This is a genomic window from Virgibacillus sp. CM-4, assembly GCF_000445495.1.
Classification (GTDB): Bacteria; Bacillota; Bacilli; order Bacillales; family Amphibacillaceae; genus Virgibacillus; species Virgibacillus salexigens.
Genome location: NZ_AUQA01000006.1, coordinates 953,388 through 977,134, shown reverse-complemented (window position 1 = coordinate 977,134; position 23,747 = coordinate 953,388). Strand labels below are relative to the sequence as shown.

At 38.0% G+C, this 23,747-nt stretch carries 23 protein-coding genes and 1 pseudogene; 17 read left to right on the top strand and 7 right to left on the bottom strand.

What is annotated here, in order from left to right; genetic code table 11:
- Window positions 1–52 precede the first annotated feature (52 nt).
- The 10 genes from M948_RS38210 to M948_RS38170 all read left to right on the top strand — a co-directional run bounded on the left by M948_RS38210 (window position 53) and on the right by M948_RS38170 (window position 8,846).
- Window positions 53–763 carry a class I SAM-dependent methyltransferase gene (locus tag M948_RS38210; protein WP_021291829.1) on the top strand — a complete coding sequence of 237 codons (711 nt, stop codon included), beginning with the start codon at window positions 53–55 and terminating at the stop codon, window positions 761–763.
- A gap of 59 nt (window positions 764–822) precedes the next feature.
- Window positions 823–969 (top strand): hypothetical protein, encoded by a 147-nt coding sequence (locus M948_RS43745; protein WP_021291828.1) that lies wholly within the window; start codon window positions 823–825, stop codon window positions 967–969.
- Window positions 970–978: 9 nt separating this feature from the next.
- A complete protein-coding gene (locus M948_RS43740; protein WP_231378693.1) occupies window positions 979–1,254 on the top strand; it encodes a GNAT family N-acetyltransferase in 276 nt (91 codons plus the stop codon).
- A 374-nt stretch (window positions 1,255–1,628) separates the two neighbouring features.
- Entirely contained in the window at window positions 1,629–2,072 is a 444-nt protein-coding gene (locus M948_RS38200) for a VOC family protein (RefSeq protein ID WP_021291826.1), read from the top strand.
- Window positions 2,073–2,562: 490 nt separating this feature from the next.
- On the top strand, window positions 2,563–2,859 hold the full coding sequence (locus tag M948_RS38195) for a YhdT family protein (protein WP_021291824.1): 297 nt from the start codon (window positions 2,563–2,565) through the stop codon (window positions 2,857–2,859).
- Entirely contained in the window at window positions 2,856–4,322 is a 1,467-nt protein-coding gene (panF, locus tag M948_RS38190) for a sodium/pantothenate symporter (protein ID WP_021291823.1), read from the top strand. The genes M948_RS38195 and panF overlap by 4 nt, the downstream gene beginning before the upstream one ends.
- A gap of 13 nt (window positions 4,323–4,335) precedes the next feature.
- On the top strand, window positions 4,336–5,559 hold the full coding sequence (locus tag M948_RS38185) for a M20 family metallopeptidase (protein WP_021291822.1): 1,224 nt from the start codon (window positions 4,336–4,338) through the stop codon (window positions 5,557–5,559).
- Window positions 5,560–6,624, top strand: a complete 1,065-nt coding sequence (locus tag M948_RS38180; protein WP_021291821.1) for a tartrate dehydrogenase — start codon at window positions 5,560–5,562, stop codon at window positions 6,622–6,624.
- A gap of 8 nt (window positions 6,625–6,632) precedes the next feature.
- Window positions 6,633–7,379 (top strand): SDR family NAD(P)-dependent oxidoreductase, encoded by a 747-nt coding sequence (locus M948_RS38175; protein ID WP_021291820.1) that lies wholly within the window; start codon window positions 6,633–6,635, stop codon window positions 7,377–7,379.
- Between the two features lie 21 nt (window positions 7,380–7,400).
- Window positions 7,401–8,846 carry an aldehyde dehydrogenase family protein gene (locus M948_RS38170; RefSeq protein WP_021291819.1) on the top strand — a complete coding sequence of 482 codons (1,446 nt, stop codon included), beginning with the start codon at window positions 7,401–7,403 and terminating at the stop codon, window positions 8,844–8,846.
- Between the two features lie 324 nt (window positions 8,847–9,170).
- Here the strand turns inward: M948_RS38170 and M948_RS38165 are convergent.
- The 5 genes and pseudogenes from M948_RS38165 to M948_RS38145 all read right to left on the bottom strand — a co-directional run.
- Window positions 9,171–10,172: pseudogene (locus M948_RS38165) on the bottom strand (C45 family autoproteolytic acyltransferase/hydolase); the annotation flags it as partial.
- Window positions 10,173–10,205: 33 nt separating this feature from the next.
- Window positions 10,206–11,819 carry an amidohydrolase gene (locus tag M948_RS38160; RefSeq protein WP_021291817.1) on the bottom strand — a complete coding sequence of 538 codons (1,614 nt, stop codon included), beginning with the start codon at window positions 11,817–11,819 and terminating at the stop codon, window positions 10,206–10,208.
- 16 nt (window positions 11,820–11,835) lie between these two features.
- On the bottom strand, window positions 11,836–13,341 hold the full coding sequence (locus tag M948_RS38155; RefSeq protein WP_021291816.1) for a sodium:solute symporter family protein: 1,506 nt from the start codon (window positions 13,339–13,341) through the stop codon (window positions 11,836–11,838).
- Complete coding sequence (locus M948_RS38150; RefSeq protein WP_021291815.1) at window positions 13,341–13,559, bottom strand: hypothetical protein; 219 nt, start codon at window positions 13,557–13,559, stop codon at window positions 13,341–13,343. Before M948_RS38150 ends, M948_RS38155 begins: the two co-directional genes overlap by 1 nt.
- Window positions 13,560–13,711: 152 nt before the next feature.
- A complete protein-coding gene (locus M948_RS38145) occupies window positions 13,712–15,343 on the bottom strand; it encodes a PucR family transcriptional regulator (RefSeq protein ID WP_021291814.1) in 1,632 nt (543 codons plus the stop codon).
- A gap of 233 nt (window positions 15,344–15,576) precedes the next feature.
- Here M948_RS38145 and M948_RS38140 point away from each other — a divergent pair, with 233 nt between their 5' ends.
- Together M948_RS38140 and M948_RS38135 are read left to right on the top strand one after the other, a co-directional pair.
- Window positions 15,577–16,947, top strand: a complete 1,371-nt coding sequence (locus M948_RS38140) for an aspartate aminotransferase family protein (RefSeq protein WP_021291813.1) — start codon at window positions 15,577–15,579, stop codon at window positions 16,945–16,947.
- A gap of 70 nt (window positions 16,948–17,017) precedes the next feature.
- Window positions 17,018–18,478 carry a CoA-acylating methylmalonate-semialdehyde dehydrogenase gene (locus M948_RS38135; protein ID WP_021291812.1) on the top strand — a complete coding sequence of 487 codons (1,461 nt, stop codon included), beginning with the start codon at window positions 17,018–17,020 and terminating at the stop codon, window positions 18,476–18,478.
- A gap of 289 nt (window positions 18,479–18,767) precedes the next feature.
- Here the strand turns inward: M948_RS38135 and M948_RS38130 are convergent, their stop codons facing one another.
- Entirely contained in the window at window positions 18,768–19,421 is a 654-nt protein-coding gene (locus M948_RS38130) for a TetR/AcrR family transcriptional regulator (RefSeq protein ID WP_021291811.1), read from the bottom strand.
- A 194-nt stretch (window positions 19,422–19,615) separates the two neighbouring features.
- On the opposite strand from M948_RS38130, the gene M948_RS38125 reads away from it, so the two are divergent.
- The gene (locus M948_RS38125) at window positions 19,616–20,368 is read left to right on the top strand and encodes an SDR family NAD(P)-dependent oxidoreductase (protein WP_021291810.1); all 753 of its coding nucleotides are present in this window, start codon (window positions 19,616–19,618) and stop codon (window positions 20,366–20,368) included.
- 141 nt (window positions 20,369–20,509) lie between these two features.
- Window positions 20,510–20,881, top strand: a complete 372-nt coding sequence (locus M948_RS38120; RefSeq protein WP_021291809.1) for a hypothetical protein — start codon at window positions 20,510–20,512, stop codon at window positions 20,879–20,881.
- A gap of 45 nt (window positions 20,882–20,926) precedes the next feature.
- On the opposite strand, the gene dpsA is transcribed toward M948_RS38120, so the two are convergent.
- Window positions 20,927–21,802, bottom strand: coding sequence for a dipicolinate synthase subunit DpsA (gene dpsA / locus M948_RS38115; protein WP_021291808.1), 876 nt, complete (start codon window positions 21,800–21,802; stop codon window positions 20,927–20,929).
- Window positions 21,803–21,931: 129 nt separating this feature from the next.
- Between dpsA and M948_RS42950 the strand changes: the two genes are divergently transcribed.
- From M948_RS42950 to M948_RS38105, 3 genes are read left to right on the top strand one after another with little or no spacing between them, the layout of a single operon-like run.
- Complete coding sequence (locus tag M948_RS42950) at window positions 21,932–22,249, top strand: (2Fe-2S)-binding protein (protein WP_081674785.1); 318 nt, start codon at window positions 21,932–21,934, stop codon at window positions 22,247–22,249.
- Window positions 22,246–22,548: a (2Fe-2S)-binding protein gene (locus tag M948_RS38110; RefSeq protein WP_021291806.1), complete on the top strand. Its 303-nt coding sequence runs from the start codon at window positions 22,246–22,248 to the stop codon at window positions 22,546–22,548. The genes M948_RS42950 and M948_RS38110 overlap by 4 nt, the downstream gene beginning before the upstream one ends.
- Entirely contained in the window at window positions 22,545–23,735 is a 1,191-nt protein-coding gene (locus M948_RS38105; protein WP_021291805.1) for an NAD(P)/FAD-dependent oxidoreductase, read from the top strand. The genes M948_RS38110 and M948_RS38105 overlap by 4 nt, the downstream gene beginning before the upstream one ends.
- The last annotated feature ends 12 nt before the right edge of the window (window positions 23,736–23,747 follow it).

Genomic DNA, 23,747 nt, shown 5'->3' with positions numbered 1-23,747 from the left:
CAAGCAGTTTTAACATAAAGTAATGTAGAAGAATGAGAGGAGATGAAGTGGAATGGGATTAGATTATCTTGAAGGTTTAGCTTTGTTAGGTGTCGGTGGTGCTCATCCAGGTGGTTTGTATTTAACAAAAACATTATTAACAAAAGAAAACATGGATGAACAAACTTCTGTATTGGATATCGGTTGTGGGACGGGTCAGACAGCCGCCTATATTGCAGATACCTATCGGTGCCGAGTTACTGCTGTAGATTATAATCCAGTCATGTTGGAAAAAGCAAAGAAACGGTTTTTATCTAGAGATCTACCAATAACGGTTTTAACGGCTGATGTTGAGTGTCTATCTGTAGACAAACAATATGATATGGTCTTATCGGAATCTGTGCTCTCTTTTACTGATCTCAATCAATCGCTTCCTCGTGTTTCCCATGCGGTCAAACAAGGTGGTAAGCTGTTAGCCATTGAAATGGTGGTGGAACAAGAACTAACGAAAGAAGAAGTTGAAATGGTAACTGCATTTTATCGATTTTCTGAGTTAATTTCTGAATCTGAATGGGAAATAAGATTGAAACAAGCAGGGTTTGAAAACATTCATATGCAGCAGCCAATTTTATCTGCGAATGAACTTGATATAGAGGACGCTAATGATTTCGATCTTTCTCAAGAGGTCAATGACGAAACGTTTGATCTATTGGCTTTTCATCAAGAACTAACGGAAACATTAAAAGATAAGTTAGGTTTTCGAGTTTTTACATGTAGCAAATAATTGGTTTTTTTAACCATCCCCTTTAAAATAAATAAGACCATCATTAGGGGGGGGATAAAATGCCGATTCGAAAAGAAAAAGCTACCGATTACAAACAAACAAAGAATGTAATCAAGCAAGCATTTAAGTACGCCCCGTATAGCAAAAAAAAGAACATCAGCTGGTTCATGATTTACGTAAATCCAATGAATATATTGCTGATTTAGCTATCGTCTATGAGAAAAATAACGAAGATTATCGGACATATATTGTTAACAAAGGTGCAGATACACGATGATAATCATTCATACCAAGGCTTAGCATTAGCCCCAGTATCCGTCTTACCTGCGTATCAAAATCAAGGTGTCGGTAGTGCATTAATAAATAATACGTTGCAAACGGCGCAGCAGTTAAACCATGCTGTCGTTATTGTCATGGGCCATGCTACGTATTACCCAAGATTTGGCTTCGAACTAGCATCGAAGTACAATATTGCGGCCCCGTATGAATGAAATGTATATGGTTAAAGAACTGAAAAAAGGTGCTTTGGAGGAAATTTAAGGTGTGGTGGAGTACTCACCTGTATTTTTAGCATAATACCAGTGGAGGAAAGCGAGACAAAAGTATTTTAGATAAAGAAGCATCCGAACGATTATCAACATTGTTCGGATGATTTTGTTCAATTTTAAGCTTGTCCGTAACTTCATCAGAGCAACACGATTCGTGATGGTCCAGGGCTTACCTGAAAATAGCTGATGATATGCCCGCAGAAGCATGCCGTAGTTCAGACAATGCATTCATTCACCAATTACGTTATTTTATTTTAAAGGAATTTAGTGATTTAGGTCGAAATGGTAAGGAAGTAGTTTTTTGGGAGGGGTGTTTGTTGAACCGGTTAAATTTAGTCACATTGGGTGTTCAAAATATGAAAGAGTCGTTACAGTTTTATCGTGATGGTTTAGGGTTTGATGTAGTCGTCCATGGCGATGAAGCAAATCCAGAAGTCGTTTTCTTTAATAACGCAGGTACCAAAATATCGTTATTTCAGATTGATCATTTAGTGAATGATATTGATGAAAAAAATCCGCCAGCAGTTGGAAACGGATTTTCGGGGATTACGTTGGCGTATAATGGGAAAACAAAGCAAGAGGTCGATGATGTATTTGCAGTGGCAGAACAGGCTGGCGCTAAGATTATTAAAGCCCCTGAGAAAGTATTTTGGGGAGGGTATAGCGGATATTTTCAAGATCCCAATGGCTTTTATTGGGAAGTTGCTTACGGAGACATGTGGGAATTTGATGAAAACGAAATGTTAATTATAAAAGAGTAAGCGATATATTTAATGCTATGTATGGTTAATAGAAGTCCTATATGAGGGACTTCTATATTTATCAGAAGTGGTTTTTACGTTGAAAGTGGTTATTGAGGAATTCGTATTAGATGGTTTCCTTATTTAGTTTTTTGGCAACTTGTTTTCCATTTATGAATACTTCGAATACCAGTATGACGATATTAATCATTCGCTTCATAATTAACCTCCTCGATATATGATAGTCTAATTATAACTGTATGGAAGTGTATTACCTATCTATGTACATGACATAACCTTACAAAGATGCAAGCCAATATTTTTAAAGTTGTTGTAAACCGATTATATTCTTGCCTGCTTTTGTCATTTTTATTTACATTATGTCTTATTTTATTCGAATGGAATTGACAATTTGTCTAATGCTTCAAGTTTAACGAATAGATATACTATAAATAAATTGAAAATATGAATTTTTATAACGATTAGATAAAAATTTAGGAGGTGAATTGGGGTGAGAAAGAAGAAGTATGTAGAAGACACTCGATATAAAGTAGCTCATAGAGAAGCACTGATTGGATGCGGATTAGCAATTATTAATATTCTATGGTGGTACGGATTCGCATATGGTCTTGGTTCTAAGCCACCTGAAGAGTACACATATATTTTAGGGTTTCCTGCATGGATCTTTTTTAGCTGTATTGTCGGTTTTCTAGTTATGGTGTTACTGGTATTTATCGTTGTGAAATTTGTTTTAGTAGATATGCCGCTGGAAGATACTGAAGAAGAGGAAGAGGTGCACTCTGCATGAATTGGGAAGTAGTTACACCATTACTCGTTTTTCTATTGATTGTATTCTTTGTCGGAATCTGGTCTAATCGAAAAATGGCGAAATCAGATTCTTTCTTAAGTGATTATTTTCTAGGTAGTAGAGAATTTGGAGGGATCGTCTTAGCAATGACGATGGTAGCAACTTATGGCAGCGCTTCCAGTTTTCTTGGTGGACCAGGTGCAGCTTATTCCATAGGGTTTGGTTGGGTGCTTCTAGCCATGACCCAAGTAGCTACAGGTTATTTTGTACTGCTTGTTTTAGGGAAAAAGTTTGCTATTGTGACTCGAAAATTTCAAGCAGTAACATTAATTGATTTTCTCAAAGAACGCTATAAAAGTAAGGCGGTTGTACTATTATCCGCTGGAAGTATTATCGTATTTCTGTTTTCTGCAATGGCAGCTCAATGGGTGGGTGGTGCTTATTTAATTCAATCTCTAACCGGATTATCGTATACCGCTGCCTTATTCATATTTACCTTGTCTGTACTCATATATGTAACTATCGGTGGTTTTCGTGCAGTAGCTATCACCGATACGATTCAAGGCTTTGTAATGGTAGTCGGTACATTTATTTTATTAATTGCTGTCGTTGTTTCAGGAGGGGGTATTTCTGCTTTATTCGCAGATTTAGCAAGCGAGAATCCCAATCTCATTACACCTTATGGCCAGGATGGGCAACTAACAGCGTTATACATATCATCCTACTGGATATTAGTTGGTGTAGGGGTAGTGGCGCTACCACAAGTTGCTGTAAGAGCAATGTCTTATCGTAATGCCAAATCGATGCATCGGGCAATCCTTATAGGAACAGTAGTCGTCGGGGTTATTATGTTAAATATGCATCTTATTGGCGTATTTGCAAGGCCGATCATGCCGGGAATTGAAGTGGCCGATCAGGTTATCCCGATGATAGCGTTAGAAGTATTGCCGCCATGGATTGCGGGGATTGTACTGGCAGCTCCATTGGCTGCTATGATGTCTACCGTTGATTCGCTCCTATTACTTGTTAGCTCCTCCGTGGTGAAGGATGTTTATATGAATTATATCAAGCCTACTGCATCAGATAAACAAATGAAGAATATCAGTATGGGATTTACCGGACTTCTTGGAATAGTAGCCTTCCTATTGGCTATACAACCTCCTGAATTACTTATCTTTCTAAATTTATTTGCATTTGGAGGGTTGGAGGCTGCATTTATTTGGCCATTAGTGATGGGGCTTTATTGGAAATATGCCAATAAACAAGGTGCTATTGCCTCAATGATAGTAGGAATAGGCACATATATTGTTATTCATTTTTATAACCAAGCATACGGCGATTTACTAGGTGTTCATACAGTTACCTTACCTGTAATCCTATCATTTATTGCTTTTATTGTCTTTAGTCTTTTATTTAAAAAAGAAGCGTATGAATTCCCTGCAACTTCATTAAAAAATGCATAAGGAGAGGCTTATAATGAAAATTGTCCAATCAAAACAAGTGAAAAGAGACACAGAACGTGCTATATCATTGACGCAAAAACTTGTGCGTATTCCTAGTGTATATCGACCAGATAAACCAAATGGCAATGAAGAACAAGTTGCTCAGTTTGTAGCTGCCTACTTAAAAGAAATTGGAATCGATGTATATGTGGAGGAAGTTGCACCAGGACGTCCAAATGTAATTGGGATTGTTGATTCTGGTAAACCTGGTAAAACATTGTTGTTTGAAGGGCATACTGACGTAGTAACAGAAGGGGATCCATCGAGTTGGAATTATCCGCCTTTCGGTGCTGAAATTGTGGATGGAAAAATGTATGGAAGGGGAACGAATGATACAAAGGGTAATCTCGCCTGTATGATTACCGCGGTTCAGTCGATAATTGAAGATCAGGAACATTTTAATGGGAAGATCATTCTATGTATTCCTGTTGATGAGGAGAGTTTAATGCTTGGTATTAAACATTTTATTAATCAGGGCTGGGCTGATGATGTCGATGGTGCAATTATTTGTGAACCAGAAGAAAATCAAGTATGTATTGCGCAAAGAGGTGCTTTACGCCTGAAGGTTACGGTTCATGGAAAAATGGCTCATGGTGCCATATCTTGGAGTGGTATTAATCCAAATTGGCGAATGGCAAAACTAATTACAGCGTTAGAACAATTAGAAAAAGAAGAGCAGGACATTCATGGTGAACACCCCTATTTAAGATGGCCAAGTATAACGCCAACAATTCTACAAGCACCGGTTACAGGAGATGCCCAAATTAATGTAATCCCAGAAAGTTGTATGGTTACCTTGGATATTCGAACTGTACCAAATCAAGACCATCAAGAACTACTTCAGAAAATTGACCACATATATGCAAAGTTGAAAACACAGGATACACATTTTTCGGCAGCCTATGAGATTATCGAAGATCGTCCTGCTACAGAGACAGATAAAGGAAATCCCGTAGTTACTGCTGTCTGTCATGCTGTAGAAAAGGTCTTACATAAAAAGCCAACCTTTAATGGTGTTCCTGGAGCGACGGATGGAACATTTTTGCATATACATGGCGTTCCAATTGTAACCATTGGAGCTGGGGATCGAGATATTCCGCATCAAATTAATGAATATGTTGACATCGAAGAATTAGGGGAGACAACGCAGATTTATCGAACGGCCGCTTTACAATTTTTAAGGGAAGAAGGGGATTAAGTGAGTAAAAAAATCGCAGTTATTCCAGGTGACGGTATTGGTATTGAAGTTATGAATGAAGCATTAAAACTCATAGAGGCGATTAATGAACATGATTCATTTCAAATCGAATACGATGTCTTTGATTGGAATTCAGATTACTATTTACAGACAAACCGAATGATGCCGAAGGATGGTTTAGAGCAACTGCAGCATTATGACGCTATTCTTTTTGGTGCGATTGGGGACGAACGAGTTCCGGATGATATTACAATTTGGGAAATGATTATGCCAATCCGTAAATCTTTTCAGCAGTATGTAAACTTCCGACCAATTAAATTATTAGATGGTATAGATAATCCATTACGTCATCATGTGAATAAACCAATTGATTTTGTATTGATAAGGGAAAATGCGGAGGGGGAATATTCCAATGCTGGAGGGAGGATGTTTGAAGGAGAGAATAGGGAGTTGGCAATTCAGAATAGTGTAATGACAAGGCAGGGAGTTACTCAGGTCGCAGAATTTGCTTTTTCCTATGCAAACAAACATGGCCTTAAAAAATTGACGAATGCTACGAAATCAAATGCAATTATCCATTCCATGAAATTCTGGGATCAAACGATTGAAAGCGTAGCTGAAAAATACCCAACTATCAATTATGAGAAATATTATATTGATGCATTAGCTGCTTATTTTGTCCAAAGACCTTATGATTTTAATATTGTTTTAGCTTCTAATCTGTTTGGTGATATTTTATCTGATCTTGGGTCTGCCATTGTAGGTGGATTGGGGATTTCCCCATCAGCAAATATCAATCCTGAAGGGAATTACCCTTCCATGTTTGAACCTGTACATGGTTCAGCTCCTGATATTGCGGGAAAAGGAATTGCTAACCCCATTGCTCAGATTTGGTCATTAGCATTAATGTATGAGCAATTTGATAGGCAAGATATCCATGATAAGATTCTCGCCGGTATTCAAAACGTAGTATCTACCAAGAAGGTCATTACACCAGATATGGGGGGGACAGCAACCACAAATGAAGTAGGAGATGCAATAATTAACAAATTGTATAAAAAGTAGGTGAATCTATGTCATTTCAAGGACGAACGATTATCGTAACTGGAGCAGGAGGGGGAATGGGGCGAGCTTTCGCCGATTTACTATTAAATGAAGATGCCAATGTCGTAGGTTGTGACCTTCATCTAGACAACGATCGCTATCAAGCAATTGGTAATTTTCTAGCTGTGCAAGGAGATCTCTTGCAGGAGGGCATGATAGAAGATGTACTAAAAGAAACTACCGAAGCGTTTGGAGAAATTGACGGATTAGTTAATTTTGCTGGTACTGCACAGGCGGCATCCCCTATCGAAGAAGTATCCTTAGCGGAATGGCATCGAATTATGAATATGAATATGACGATGACATTTTTAACTTGTCAAGCAGCTGCTAGCTATATGAAAAAGAGAAAACGAGGTTCAATTGTGAATATAGGATCAGTATCTACAACTAAACCAAGAACAGGTTTACAAGCCTATATTGCGTCAAAAGGTGCAGTTGAATCATTTACAAAGGCATTAGCACTAGAACTTGCGCCGTACCATGTCAATGTAAATATCGTCCACCCTGGACCATCGGATACAGGAATGCTTGGTAAATTTACCAAGGCGGGTGGAGATGTGGAACAATCGAAAAGGCAAGTATTTGAGCAGAGTGTTCCTTTAGGAAAATTATTACAACCGGTCGATATCGCACATACCGTGAAATTCTTATTATCAGATGAGGCAGCTATGATTACCGGTAGTGTTGTTCATGTTGATGGCGGTAGAAATATATAGCTGATGTGGGGGAATATAGGTGTGAAGAATTTAAAAATGTATATTAATGGAAATTGGCGAGAGAGTATAAGCGAGCAATTGATTGAGGTGAAAAACCCTGCTAATGGAGAAGTAATCGCTACGATTCCACGAGGTCAAAAGGGAGATGTAGATTTAGCAGTACATGCTGCCCAACAGGCATTTGAAAAGGAGGCGTGGTGGAAAGTAAAACCTCATGAACGTGGTGATATTCTTTATCATATTGCAGAAATGATTAAAAAAGACCGAGATGAACTAGCAGCATTGGAAACAATTGATGTTGGTAAACCATTATCACAAGGATATGCTGATATTGATGCAGCAATTCGTTATTTTCAGTTTTATGCTGGTGCAGCCGATAAAGTGATGGGAGATACCATCCCTATTGAGTCAGGAATAATCGATTATGTTGTTCGTGAACCAATTGGAGTAACTGCCCATATTGTACCTTGGAATTATCCCATCCAGATTCTCTCGCGGAGTGTTGCAGCTGCAATTGCGATGGGCAATACAGTCATTGTAAAAAGCGCGGAGGATACACCGATGACTGCTATGAAGATTGCAGAATATTTTCATGACGTCGGTTTACCTGATGGCGTGTTTAATCATATTACGGGATATGGGAATGAAGCCGGTGCAGCATTATCTTCGCACTCATTAATTAACCATTTAACTTTTACTGGATCCGTTGAAACAGGGATTGCAGTAGCAAATGCAGCAAACAAAAATATTGTACCAGTGACACTAGAACTTGGTGGAAAATCACCAAATATTGTATTTTCTGATTGCGATCTAGATAAGGCAGTAGAAGGTGTCACTCGAGCAATCATTCAAAACGCAGGACAAACTTGTTCTGCGGGTTCTAGGTTGCTAATTGAATCCTCATTTAAAAACCAATTTATTGAAAGGTTACTGGAACGTTTTCAAACGTTAACCATTGGCCCAGGAATCAAGGACATGGATATTGGACCGATATTAAATGAAAAGCAGTTTAAGCGTATTCAGTCCTATTTAACGCTGGCAAAATCAGAAGCATCCATTTTAGTAGGTGGAAAACAGGTAACCATTGAAGGAAATGAAGGTGGCTTTTACATGGAGCCAACTATTATTGATCAAGTTCAAGAAAATAGCAAGCTTGCTCAGGAAGAAATATTTGGTCCGGTTATTAGCGTGTTTACATTCAATGATACGGAGGAAGCATTAGCTTTAGCAAATAGTACCGAATACGGACTAGTCACGGGTTTATGGACAAAGGATATCAGTAGGGCTCACTATTTGGCAGATCGTATTCAGTCCGGACAGATTTTTATAAATAATTATGGAGCCGGTGGCGGGATTCAAATGCCATTTGGTGGGTATAAGAAAAGTGGGTTTGGCAGAGAAAAAGGGTGGATTGCTTTATATAATTATACGCAAGTTAAAAATGTCGCTATTAAATATATGTCATAAGGACGGGGAAGAGACCGAAGTGATTTAGGTGAAAAATCCGAACTTTGATCCGAGTATACGCAGTTACAATCGGATCCTGGTTGGGATTTTTATTCGTTTTTTTTAAAAAGATGAATTACTATTACGGAAAGCAATGAATAAAATGGTTATTAATAGAGAATGAAAGCATGACTCCTGCGGGGACAGTACAAGTAGTAGTGATGCTTCAATCCGGGAGTGATTTTTCTTACTCGGGTTAGCTGAGACCGTTCCCGCGGAAAGCATGCCATCGGTTTAACGAATAAAATGGTTCTGTCGGTTTGGGACACTCAAGTTCCCCTACCCTTATTTGAATTTATCAAATTCGCATGGTTTACCTTTAACCCAGTCTAATTGATGATCTGAAAGATTCATAACAATACTAAAAACCGTTTCCACCTTGTCTGGTTCTGCTTGATTTGGATCATTATGACGACAAATTGAATTAGGATAATTTTGGTGATCAGCTAGCCAATGGAAAAGGGTAGCTTGATTTATTTGTCCGGTTTGATGCGTATCCAGCAGCTTTACAGCAGTATGTAATCGCTGATACGAGTCAGGCTTTGTTATCTCATCCATATCTTGTTTCATTGGTTCCGAACAAATATGGTTCGTGTGTTGAAGCATTCCGAATCTCGGCCGGATCTTGGCTGTGTGAACTGGGGATACTTCCATACTAACCAATTCTTCTGAATTTGATGCGATAAAAAAATGAGCCGCTGAGGCTATTTGATTATCATCGACTTTTGAAATGGCTTCATCAAATGTTCTTGAATCAAGGATAGCTCTTAATCCAAGATGAATTGGTAGTTTTGGTTGCCATTGATTTGTTTTTAATGCATTCAAACAGACACCAATTCCTGCACTATTACATCCTATTTTTCCAATAATTCCTGCTTCTGTAATCATCTCAATGGTTGGGAGAGATGATTGCTGAATTTCGAGGTGAATAATCGAATCAGCTTGTGACTCCTTCCAATCCCAGTTTTGCGCTAACCAAGTCTTTTTTGTTTTTGGCTTTGATAGAGCAAATGAAGTACAGCCATCAGGAGAGGTAAGTAAAGCTATCTCACTGCGGGTATTTAGAGCAAGAATATCTTCAAAAGCTACTCCTGCTCCATTTGCAATCCCAGTCATTTCTTCTAAATAGTGTGGATAATTTTTCTTGATGGCAGGTACATGTAATAACGCCTTTGTACATGCTTCGTCCCAAGTCATTCCTGCATTTTCGCTAAACATTTTTTCATAGGTTTTAAGGCTATTATTGATTGAGTTCGTAGCTGTTTTGCCATGCTGATAACCGATTTCGTAAGAGGTCCCAACTAGTGTACCTTATTCTGTTTATTCATGTACTGCTTCCTTTTGATAGACCAGTTCTCCATCAATCATCGTCCATTCCACTTGTGCGTTTAGTAAATCATCCATCTCGCAATCCAATAGGGAACGATCGAAGAGCACGAGGTCAGCTAATTTTCCAGGTTCAATGCTTCCTTTGATATCTTCTTCAAATGAAGCATATGCTCCATTAATTGTATACATACGGATGGCTTCCAGAAGAGTAATTCGTTGATTTTCTCCAATTACTTGGCCGTTCTGAGATTGCCGGGTCATTGCTGTATGAATGCCTCGCAGAGGATTAAAATCGGTAACAGGACAATCCGAAGCAATTGCTGCAGGAATCCTTGCATCTAGATAATCTCCTAAAGGATACATTTGAGCAGCACGTTCTCCGTAGTTTTTAACGTATCCATCACCATATTCATAATGAAATGCCGGGTTTGGAATGGGAATAACCCCTTGCTCTTTCATTCGCTTAATTAAATCAGGGCTCGCGATGCCAGCATGTTCAATCCGATGGCGAGGATTGCTTCTTGGGTACTGTTCAGATGCCCTTTCAATCGTCGTAAGCAACATATCTATAGCAGCATCTCCTTGAGCGTGTGCAGTAATCTGCCAGCCTTTTTGATGGGCAGGAATGAGTAATTCATCTACTTGTTCTTGTGTGAAATAATAAACTCCGAAGTTACTAGGGTCACTTGTGTAAGGTGACCTTGTCCACACAGTTGGACCGCTACTGCTTCCATCTAAAAATAGCTTAGCAGGACCGATTCGGAATTTATTGTCTCCTAGTCCTGTGAATATACCGGAAGCAACCATATGCTTCACGATGTTCTCGGCACCACTTAGCGCACCTACCATTGCATACACACGTTGTTTGATTACATTTGTTTTTGCATCTTGTTGTAACATACGAAGATTCTCTAACCCATAACCAGTAGCATCATGAATGGAAGTGATCCCTTTGGCAGCAAATTGTTTTGAAGCAACTGCATGTGCTTTGGTCATTTCTTGCTCGGTAAATGAGGCGATAGAAAATAGCTTCATGTGAGCATTTTCAATCATTGTTCCAGTAAGTTCACCAGATTCATTTTTCTCAAATCGCCCCCCAGATGGGTCAGGGGTGCGTTTGTTAATACCAGCTAAGTCTAAAGCATAACTGTTAACAACAGAGATGTGACCACAAGTGCGGGCTATTAAAATAGGATGCTCTGAAGATATCGTATCTAATTCTTCCTTGGTAGGCAGTCGTTGGTCTTCCATTGTTTGCTCATTATATCCCCATGCTCGAATCCACTCTCCTTTAGGAGTTAGTTGTACTTGCTCTTTCAATTTATCCAGTAAATCGGAAATAGATTTTATTTGTTCACTTTTACAGGAAATCGAAAGCTCATTGGTTCCGTACATCGTAATATGAAGATGAGAATCAATAAATCCTGGTATTACGGTTTGACCTTGTAGATCAATGACCGTACTTGTATCATCTTGTAAGCGTAGAATCTGCTCATTCTTTCCTACAGCGATGATCTTATTTCCCTCAATAGCAATCGCTTCTTCAATTTGATTTTGCTCATTTACGGTAAAAATCTCACCGTTTATATAGATTTGCTTGTTCATCACAATTCCTCCTTACCTATGCTGAAGTTTCTGGCATTTTCTTAACATGTTCATCTTCATATAATTCTTCATATCGATCTGGAAAAAAACGTTCAATTGTAGCCTTAGAAGCAGGTTTGGTAACGAGTGAGACTAGTACAAATACAGATGTATTGATTAGCAAACCCCAAATGCCTGCATGAACGCCTAATGGGTGGGTAATAACGAAAGAAAATAGTACAGTAACTACAAAACCTGCAAATAACCCCCAGAATGCACCGTATTTTGTAGCCCTTGGCCAAAAGAACATCCCAATAATTGATGGAAAAGCTTGGCCAATGAATCCATAGCCGATTAATAAAATATATACAAGACTAGCAGGTTCCATTATGGAGATGGGTGCTATAATAAAAGCCATAATGGGGAAAATTAATCGTCTTGTCCATTTTCCAGCAGTAACCTCATCCCATTTAAATAAAGGCTGTAAAACGTCCTTGCTGTAGCTGAGAGCTGTTGCATGTATACAAGGTTCGCTGGACGACATTGCTGCCGCTAAAGTACCTGCACCTAGTAACCCAGCGACAACTACTGGCATATTATCAACAGCCATTTGAATGGCAACCGTATCAGGATTATTCAGGTTAGGGTACATGAAGATACCAATAAATCCAACGGCAATCATAGGTATAAGCACAATATAAAACGTTGGCAACAAAGTAGCTGCACGTTTAATAGATTGTTTAGAAGCGGCTCCCATCCATTGAATCCAATGGGTTTGCCAAATAGAAAAAACCGAGATTAATATAGAAGTAGTCCAAAAAGTAACATTCATGTCTCCTAATCCACCAGGTAACGTTAAAAATTCAGGAATATCAGCTTGAACACGTTCAAATATTGGTCGAAAAGAATACCCTCCGGTGAATTGATTGGTTGCCCATAGGCCAACGAACCAAGAAACGACGAACATAAGCCCACCTTGGAAGGCATTGGTGATACCGATAGCTTTTAGGCCACTTCGATAAAGGTAAATAGATATCACACCTAAAGATAAAAACACTCCTACCCATGTTGGGATCATTCCATAGCTCATCACATTAAGTATATAAGCAGCGCCAGTGGTTTGAAGTACAGCATAAGCTAGCACGCCGATAGAAGTGACGATGGATGCTAAACCTCCTAATGGTTTGCTCTCATAACGATCGGAGATAGCAGCAGATTGGGTAACATATTTGTATTTATTACCTAATTCCCAAACCTTTGGTCCAAAATACCATGCGATAACCCCCATATAGGTTAAATATACGACCACGTATAAAGCGGGAACTCCTTTAGAATATGCCCAGCCGGGTGAACCCATGAAGGTGTAAGCACTAACCCCGCCGGCAGCAATTAACAAATACATGGTTATCGGTCCCATGCTTCTACTTCCGACACCCCAATTTTCTGCATTATTCATATCTTTTCCCTTGCCTGCTGTATATCCAAGTAAAACGGCAATAATCATATATGAAATGGTAATGAGCAGTGGTATATACATGGTCATTATTTAACCCCTCCTATCTTATTAATGAACCATAAGGTAGAAGTAGTGATAACGATAATAACGATAGACCATACCATGAGCATTGGCATCCCGAAGACGATCGTTTCCTTGTTGAAGAAAGGTATTACCGGCCAGCTGCCGAGAATGATTACGAAAACAATCAAGGCTAAACTGATCCACCCTTTTCTCGTTTTCGGTAACATAAAAGTAGATTTCATAAAACAACACTCCTCAATTGAATTGTAATTTATTACCTTTATTTCCTGTAACAAGCCAATCAATCATTGGATAACCGAGGGTTGTATTATAGTTTATAGTAATTAAAGAATAGATTCTTTTATCAGAATGTTAAAAAATTAATTGCTGTATTTTACTTATTGTCCAAATAATGTCGATTCTTTAATATATAATAAGCCTTTATTGCTGTTTCGATGGCAAGGCGTTTAACAGGATCCATAAAGTCCTTTCCTATATATTGCTCAATCTTTCTTAATCGATGGTAGAGTGTTTGTCTTACAATAAATAACTTCTCTGCTGCTTCCTTTTTTGAGCCTCTGCATGCTAAATAAACTTCTAGGGTTTTAAGAAGTTCACTGTCTGAATTTTCATCAAGGAAAATTAATTCACCTATATAGTCATTTATAAAAAGTTGTAATTGTTTGTCTTTTTGTAAAGGTAGTAAAATCTGATAGATACCTATTTCATCATGAAAATAAGTAGTGCTTAGTTGTTGTTTATTTAAATAAATGACATCGTTTGCTTCGGCATACCCCTTAGAAATATGACTTACATTTTGGTGCAGCCCACTTATCCCTATATACGTTATTTTATTATTTAATAATGTTGCGGATAATAGATTCTTGGTTACCTGTAAAAATTGTTTGGTACTTTTATTAACATGTGTCTCCGCTATAAATGAACAAATAATTGCTATTTCATCTTTTCTAACTGAAACGGCAGGAAAATATCCGGCATGTTTAAATAGGGATCGAATCAAAATGGTACGTTGAATTTTAATTTCTTCCCAATTATCTTCACCTATAACAGAATCTGGAGATTCCGTTTTGATGATAAAAACCCGGAAGTATAAATTTGTACTTGCAACGGGGAGGAATGTGTGTAGATCGCTTTGATTATAAGGTTTTCCCTGTAATAATGTCCGTACACATTCGTCTTCTGAATTTAGCTTTCTTTCTTCGATGGTGCGATTTCTTAATAGGATTTGGGCGATCGCTAATGAGGCTCGGTCCAACACAGATAGCAAGAATTCTTCGTTTAGATTCTTGGTTATGTTTAAACATAAGTAACCCCAGATCTGTCCTAATCCAAATACTGGCGCAATGGCGAATGTTTCATTATAAATAGAAATAATTCCAGATTGTCGTTTGTTTGTTAATTTCGTAGATATATAGGATAGAATGTTTTCTTGATCTATTTTAGATTCTGGAGGATAATAATACGATTTTGAGTCTTCAAGTAAACAGAGGGAATGTTGGCCAAAATAATGATGTAATGCTTGTAAGATTTTTAATATACCATTTGGCGCTAAAGAAAGTTCATTAAATTTATGGGTTAATGTGCTTAGTTGATTTAACATTTGGTGATGCTGGTTAATTAGCAAGCTGTGCAAATCTTGTGTGATATCGACGAATCGAACGACCTCTTCAAAAATGATGATTGGAAAGGCATGTTTATCTGCAAATCTCTTAATATCCGTAGAAATTGTTTTGAAATAGGGCCCTTTCTCAATACATATTCCTGCTACATCTTTTTGCAATAATCGCTCATAGGTTGTTGTTGCACAATTGTCGAGTTCAAGGTTAATTCCAGTTGTAAGTATTAACTCGGATCCATTAATTAGTGAATCAAATGCTTCTGTCTCTAGGATATGTGTCCACTTTATTTGTCGTTTTAAACCAGTTTCTCCAGCTACAACTTTCGCGTTCTTGAATAGATCCCTTGTCAGGACGTCACCTACCGTTAACTCAAATTCACTTATCAACAGACATTCCTCCATAACGTCAAAGTAAAATGAAAATTATTTAACAGATTGTAAAATGATAATATTAAAAATTATTTGTAAAATACAATTATGTAGCAAAGTCAAGAGGGTGTCAAATCCAATCGTAATTGTCTCTGGCCCAGTTATAACAACGATTTCATTTTTATTTGACACGTACAATTTAAGGTTTGGTAAAGATACACAAATTGTAAATAAGAAGGAGAGATGTGTGAATGAAAGCGGTGAGAAATCAAGGGAAATCTATTTTAGAAAAAGATCAAGAAAACGTATGGCATCATATTTCAAAATACAACGACAAATCACATCCACTTATTGCGAAGGAAGCTAAGGGTTCATGGATTATTGATTATCAAGGGAATAAATATTTGGATGGGATGTCTGGATTATGGTGTGTAAATGTTGGTTATGGAAGAGAAGTCCTTGCCAAGGCAGCTTATGAACAAATGAACCAAATGGCTTATATGTCAATGACTCAAAGCCATATACCTGGAATTGAACTTGCGGATAAGTTAAATGAGTTATTAGATGATGATTATATGTTCTTTTATTCAAATAGTGGTTCAGATGCCAATGAAGTAGCGTTCAAAATAGCTCGGCAATACCATGAACAAAAAGGGGACACATCAAGATATAAAATAATTTCACGGTATCGTGCATATCACGGCAGTTCCATGGGGGCATTATCAGCAACAGGTCAACCATTACGCAAGTATAAATTTGAACCGTTAACTGCAGGATTCTTACATGTGGCCCCACCAGATAATTATCGAAAACCCGACCACTTATCCATTGAGGAATATAATTTACAACAGGCAAAAGCAATTGAAGATACAATAATTTGGGAGCAGGAAGAGACAATTGCAGCTGTCATTATGGAACCAATAATCACAGGAGGAGGCATATTAATCCCGGATCCTGTTTATGTCAAGGCTGTTCAAGATATTTGCAGGCGTCATGGAGTTTTACTAATCATTGATGAAGTAATTTGTGGTTTTGGTAGAACTGGGAGAATGTTTGGGCATATGAATTATGATATTAAGCCAGATATTATTACAATGGCAAAAGGGTTAACAAGTGCTTATCTCCCTTTATCTGTGACTGCCGTTCGCAAAGATATATATGAAGTTTTTACAAATGAATCAGCCGATAATTATTTCCGTCATGTGAATACATTCGGAGGGAATCCTGCAGCATGTGCAGTCGCTTTAAAGAATATTGAAATCATGGAAGAAGAAAATTTAACCAGTCAATCAGCGGTCTTGGGCGAACATTTGAAAAATGAACTACAGGAGCTGAACAATCACTCATATGTAGGAGATATAAGAGGAATCGGGTTATTGCTGGGAATAGAACTGGTGGAAGATAAAACATCGAAACAGCCAGCAAAGCCAGAACGTGTTGCAAAAATTATTAAAGAATGTAAAGATCATGGTTTAATCATTGGTAAGAATGGAGATACCGTAGCAGGTTTTAATAACATTATTACACTCTGTCCTCCCCTTTCAATAACGGATGATGAATTAGAGTTTATGATAGCAATTATCAAACAGGTCTTTGAAGCAAATGAAACAAGTAAACTTTAAAATTCTATAAAAAAACGATAGTATATGTATAATATGAATTTTTTAATAAGTATGAAATAGGAGGCATTCCATGACGCAAACAACAAGTAAAACGCTAAAAAACTTCGTTGGAGGTATTTGGATCGAGGCATCATCTAATCAAACCGAAAACGTTTTTAATCCAGCGACGGGCACGGTAATTGCCAATGTGCCGATTTCTACTCATGAAGATGTAAATCATGCAGTAGAAGCTGCATCTAACGCTTTTCAAACATGGAAGGAAGTACCTGTACCGAAGCGTGCACGAATATTATTTAAGTATCAGCAGTTACTTGTAGATCACTGGGATGAACTTGCTGAAATTATTACCATTGAGAATGGGAAAAGCTTCAAGGAAGCACAGGGGGAAGTACAACGAGGAATTGAAAATGTTGAGTTTGCAGCTGGTGCACCATCATTAATGATGGGAGAACAATTACCAAGTATTGCCAATGGGCTTGAATCAGGGGTATATCGTTACCCGATCGGAGTTGTAGGTGGAATAACTCCTTTCAACTTTCCTATGATGGTACCATGTTGGATGTTTCCAATGGCTATTGTTACTGGGAACACATTTGTATTGAAGCCATCAGAACGTACTCCTTTATTAGCTAACCGGCTTGCAGAATTAATTGCAGAAGCTGGTTTACCAAATGGAGTGTTAAATATCGTACACGGTGCTCATGATGTGGTAAATGGATTATTAGATCATCATCAAGTTGCTGCTATATCTTTTGTCGGTTCCCAACCAGTTGCTGAGTATGTCTACAAGCGTGGTACCGATAATCTGAAACGTGTGCAAGCATTAGCTGGTGCTAAAAACCATTCGATTGTTTTACAAGATGCGAATTTAGACAATGCTAGTACACAAATTCTTAATGCTGCTTTTGGATCAGCTGGAGAAAGATGTATGGCTGCTTCGGTTGTGGCAATTGAGGATTCAATTGCAGATGCATTTATTGACGAATTAGTCCAAAAAGCGAATGAAATACAAATCGGTAATGGGCTTGATGATGGAGTGTTTTTAGGTCCGGTCATTCGTGAGCAACATAAGGAGCGCACGCTTCAGTATATCCAGTCAGGAGAGGCAGAAGGTGCAAAAATGGTGCGAGATGGTAGAAATGATATTGAAGCACAACGTGAAGGCTACTTTGTAGGTCCTACCATCTTTGATCAAGTTACAACAGAAATGAAAATATGGCAGGATGAAATTTTTGCACCCGTATTATCGATCGTTAGAGTAAAGGATTTAGATGATGCAATTCGTGTTACAAATCAATCTCCATTCGCTAATGGGGCGTGTATTTTTACAGGTGATGGAGGAAGTGTCCGTCAATTCCGTGAAACAATTGATGCTGGTATGCTTGGAGTTAATATTGGTGTGCCTGCACCTATGGCGTTCTTTCCATTCTCTGGATGGAAACAATCCTTCTATGGTGATTTACATGCAAATGGCAAGGATGGATTGCATTTCTATACAAGAAAAAAAGTAATTACTACAAGATGGGTATAATAGAGAAGGTCAAGGCGAAAGGAGCTTAGATCAAGCGTAATCCAAACTATTATCTGCATATACGAAGGTATATTCGGATCGTGGTTTGGATTTTTTTGTTCGTATTATGAAAGGGTGTTTGCATTCGACGGAATGGAAGTGCTAGACTTCGAAGAGCTACTCGGGTAAGTATTTTTTGCTTACCCGATTTAGCTGCACCCGTAGAAAAACAGAGGGGGTTAGATTGCCGTTAAAGAATGAACGGAGGATTCGAATTAGAGCTACTGGTTTTTGTGAGTCTCAATCACTTCTATCTTGGTTGTAAATAGTCCAAGAAAATGTGTTTGAGAATCGTTAATTGTTTATCGGCAGATAGATCACCTTTTAACAAGGGAATACGTTCATATAATAGAAGTTTCCTTGAAAACAAGCCAAAGGTATTGGTTATAGTTGTTAATACATCATGGACTGAAATATCCGTACGGATAGACCCGTCTTGCTTTCCCTCTTCGATAATGGCTGCCAATATGGAAGAAATTTTAGCCTGAGACGTGTTATAGGCTTTGATATCTTCGAGTGGTTCCGATTGTAAGGATGCATAGCTTTTAAAAACTTCCAGCAGTTGAGTGTTTTCCAATTTCTCATATTGAATTTCCGATGTAAAAAAATCGAACATGGCCTCCAATTTTTCTATACAAGTTCCATTCATACTAGCAAATGATTCAAACACTGGAATATACTTCTCTACAACAGTAATTGCTACAGCTACAATTAATTTTTCTTTTTTGGGGAAGTAACGAAACACTGTTGCTATACCAATATTTTCTTCATCAGCAATATCTTGCATGGTCGTGTTTTCAAACCCTTTTGCAGCGAAAACTTTTTCAGCTGCTTGGATAATATTATTTTTTCGTTTAAGCTTACCGTCTAAGCGTTCTTGTTTCCATCTATCTTGAGGATTCATATCCTAATCTCCTTATCCTTAGATGATCTCTTCTATGTATATCATTTTAAAATGTAGCAAACTAAATGCTATTCGTCAATTTGTTGGACTGGTTTGAGCAGTTTAATTGGCACCTTAGGATAATCGTATTACAATATAGTTATCGTGATGATAGTTAATCTATCATTAAATTATTTAAAAAGTGAGGTAAGAAAATGGGACGATTAGATAAAAAAGTCGCGGTCATCACCGGAGCAGGAAGTGGAATGGGGCGTGAAGAAGCACTCTTATTTGCTAAAGAAGGGGCGAAAGTGATTGCTTCTGATATTCAAGAAGATGCGGTAAAAGAAGTGGTAAAAGAGATAAAATCAAATGGCGGGGAAGCCTTGGCTTTAACTCATGATGTAACTTCTGAAAATGATTGGAAACATGTAATAAAGTCCACAATGGATGCTTTTGGGAAATTAGATGTGTTAGTTAATAATGCAGGAATTTCACAACCTGAACCAATGGAAGAATTAACGCTAGAACGTTGGCATCAAATTATAAATATAAATCTTACAAGCACATTCTTAGGAATAAAACTGGCAGTACCACATATGCGTGAAAATAAGGGCGGTTCAATCGTTAATATTTCCTCAATTGCAGGTTTAACTGGTAGTCAAGGAGCGGGCGCTTATACAGCTTCAAAAGGAGGCGTTCGAATGTTAACAAAAGCTGCGGCTGTTGATTATGGGAAGGATAATATTCGTGTGAATTCGGTACATCCAGGTTTTATTAAGACCCCAATGAGTGCAACGTTTTTTGAAAGAGAGGATATGAAACAATGGTTCCTTTCACAAACAGCATTACCACAATTGGGTAGGCCCATTGAAGTTGCCGAAGCAGTATTATTCTTAGCTTCAGATGCAGCATATCATATTACTGGTGTAGAATTACCTGTAGACGGTGGAGTCGTAGCAAAATAACAATACCATATTTGTTAAGGAAGGATTCCCATATGGGCAATCCTTTTTTTATGGGGATGTTGTTCAAAAATTTTCCCTTCCTCACGCCTATATGCATATAGTTTTAGTATAGGATAGTTATATTGGGAAGGGAATGAGTATATGTATTATTATGCACCATATTATATACCAAGCTATGTCTATTATGTACCAACGAGCTGGTTAGTAAGAGAGCTCCCTCCAGTTAATCCAGCGCATTTTTATGAATCGGCAAATGAAAGCTTAAAATTAATGGATGATGTGAAAATGGTTCTTGACAAATTATCTACGTCGAAAGAATTTGATGAGAAAGTAATGAAAGCAGCACAGGAGTCAAATAAAGCAGAAGTAAAACGATTGATTCAAACATTACACCTTACAGCCGATGTTGAAGTGGGATTTACCCCGGATGACTTACAACTGAAATTTAGTAAAAAGGCGCCGTCTACGAATCAAGATTGTTGTAAAATAAACATTTTCTTAAAATGGAGTTGAGGGATAAAAAGAAGCTGAACTGTGGAAATCAGCTTCTTCTTAATTCTATGTGCTTTGCAATAAATCCAGAAGAACAGTTGCAATAATCTTCCCTGCCGATTTAGGTGCTGTTTTACCCGGTAAACCCAACGCATGAAAAGTTGAGATTCCTCGTTTCAATGCAAAATCAAAATCCGTACCACCAGGCTTAGAAGCGAGGTCAATTAGCAGTACTGATGGAGACATAGCAGAAATAATTGACTGATCAACTACTTGAGAAGGAATTGTATTAATACAGATGGTCATTTGACCAATAGCTTTTTCGAGTTGATTCAGTGGAATAGCATGAAAGCCCATTTCTGTAATACGAGCAACTGCAGCTGAACTTCTAGCTGCCACCGAAACATTTGCACCGACAGCAGAAAAAACTCGAGCTACAGTTATTCCGACTCTTCCAAATCCTAATACACAAACATTAGCGCCATGTATCGTTTCATCCGATTGTTCAATGGCAAGTTTTAATGTACCCTCGGCTGTTGGAATTGAATTATAAATAGCTATATCGTCTCTGGCAAAAAGCTTTACTAACTTTCGATCTGTAACATCCGCTATTTGTTGTAAGTATTGGTTTGCCGTACCTGAATAAATAACACATTGTTTAGGTGTGCATGAAACAAGCTGTTCCGTAAGATAAACCTGCTTATCGGAATAGGTTACTTCTATTTTTCCTTTTAGATCCGTACCAGCTACAGGTAGAATAATTGCACGTAAACTAGAAAAATCCGCATTGTCTAAACCAACGTGTTGAATATTGGGTTCATTAAATGACAGTTGCTCATATCCAATTAATGAAATTCGTATCCCTGCTTTGGCTAAGGAATCAATGACATGTAAATACCTTTCATCCCCTCCTAATAACATTACATGCTTATTTGTATTCATAAAAAACACCTCTCTTATAAAATTCTAATTTCAAAATAAGTATCATAAAATAAATAAAAACAGAACGATGATGTAGTTCGTGATGTTTCATAAACTAATAGTCTCACTTTATTAGTTTACCAATGTACGATTGTCCCTTATGACAGTTTCTTTATAGGAGGTTTTATTATCTTAGAGCATACAATAATTTGTAGATGTGAAGAAGTCACATATGGAGAAATTATAACATCCATAGAGAATGGTGCGGGAACAATGAAAGCAGTAAAATTAGCAACACGTGCTGGTATGGGAATTTGTCAGGGAAGAACGTGCCGGCAAATCATTAACGATATCGTACAACAAGATCATGGTGAAGACGGTATTAACGTTATAGAACCATCGTATTCTACGATAATCCGTCCGGTCCGACTAGTTGATTTAGCTCGTCATCAGGAGGATGCTAAATGATGAGAATAGAAAAGCATCCAATATTAAAATCATTAGATCAGCAAGTAATAACGATTATTTATAATGGTGTTAAATATTCGGCATTTGAAAATGAATCGATAGCAGCCGCATTACTTGCAAATCGAATACGTACATTACGATATTCGGAGAAACATGATGAAGCAAGGGGCCTATACTGTGGGGTTGGCCATTGTTATGAATGTCGTGTCACAGTGGATGGTGAGCGAAGCGTACGCGCTTGTATGAAACGTGTGCAAAATAATATGTGTATTGAATCGCAGCGAGGTACAACGCTATGAGCTATGATCTAGTAGTAATTGGGGCTGGACCTGCAGGGATGAGCGCTGCAATAAAAGCAGCTTCGCATGGAGTTAATGTAGCCCTTATTGATGAACAACCTATACCTGGTGGGAAATTAAACGGCCAGTTACATCAAGATGGAAAAGGGGATTGGTGGATTGGTCAAGAGGTTGCTGAAAACTTGGCTAGTACCATTAATAAACTAAGTATCCCTTGTTTTTATGAAAGAGAGGTTTGGGGAATCGATCCAAACTGGAAAGTTATGTTAGATCAAGGTGAATTACTAGAAACGAAGAATATTATTTTAGCTACTGGCGCTGCGGAAAAGTCTGTCCCTGTACCAGGGTGGACAAAACCAGGAGTAATGACAATAGGTGCTGCTCAAGTATTAACTAATTTTCATCGAATTAAGCCTGGTGAAAAAGCAGCTATCATTGGAATAGATGCCTTGTCGTTAACGGTAGCACAGGCAATGAAATTAGGCGGGATAGATGTTGTTGGAATCTTTCTCTTTCCTCCTGAGTCAGGTATTGATTTAAAACCAAAACAAGTAATGAAGGAATTATCGAACCTTTCTCACTTAGCTCCAAATGTTTGGTTGAGAACGATGGGTAAATTGGTTCAAGGTAACAGAATACAGACAATTGCTACTGCATTGTATCCGAAAAGTGGAATGAAGATAGGGGGTGTCCCTATTTATCTAAAAAAAACAATTACGGACATCATAGGGAAAGATAAAGTGGAACAAATAAATATTGGATCCTATGATCATCGTGGTCGGATAAAGCGAAAGTCTCAAATAATAAATGTTGATTGTGTGTGTCTCTCAGGGGGGTTATATCCACTCTTAGATTTGGCGAAAGCTGTAGGATGCGCAACGAGTTATATTCCTTCTTTAGGAGGAGAAATCCCCTTATATAATGGAGAGATGGAAACGAGCCAACCAGGGATTTTTATTGCTGGAAATATTACTGGTATAGAAGGCGCAAAGGTAGCAATGGCACAAGGGGAACTTGCAGGTACTGCAGTCAGTTCAAAACTAGGAAAATTAAAGAGCAGTCGTAATATCCTTCGCAAAGCAAGAAAGCGAGTAGAGAATGAGAGGGACCGAGCTGTTTTCTCATTTCAAGCAAATATCGGGCAAGGCAGGGAAAAGGTGAAGACACTCTGGAAACAATTAGAATAGACGTATGGATGG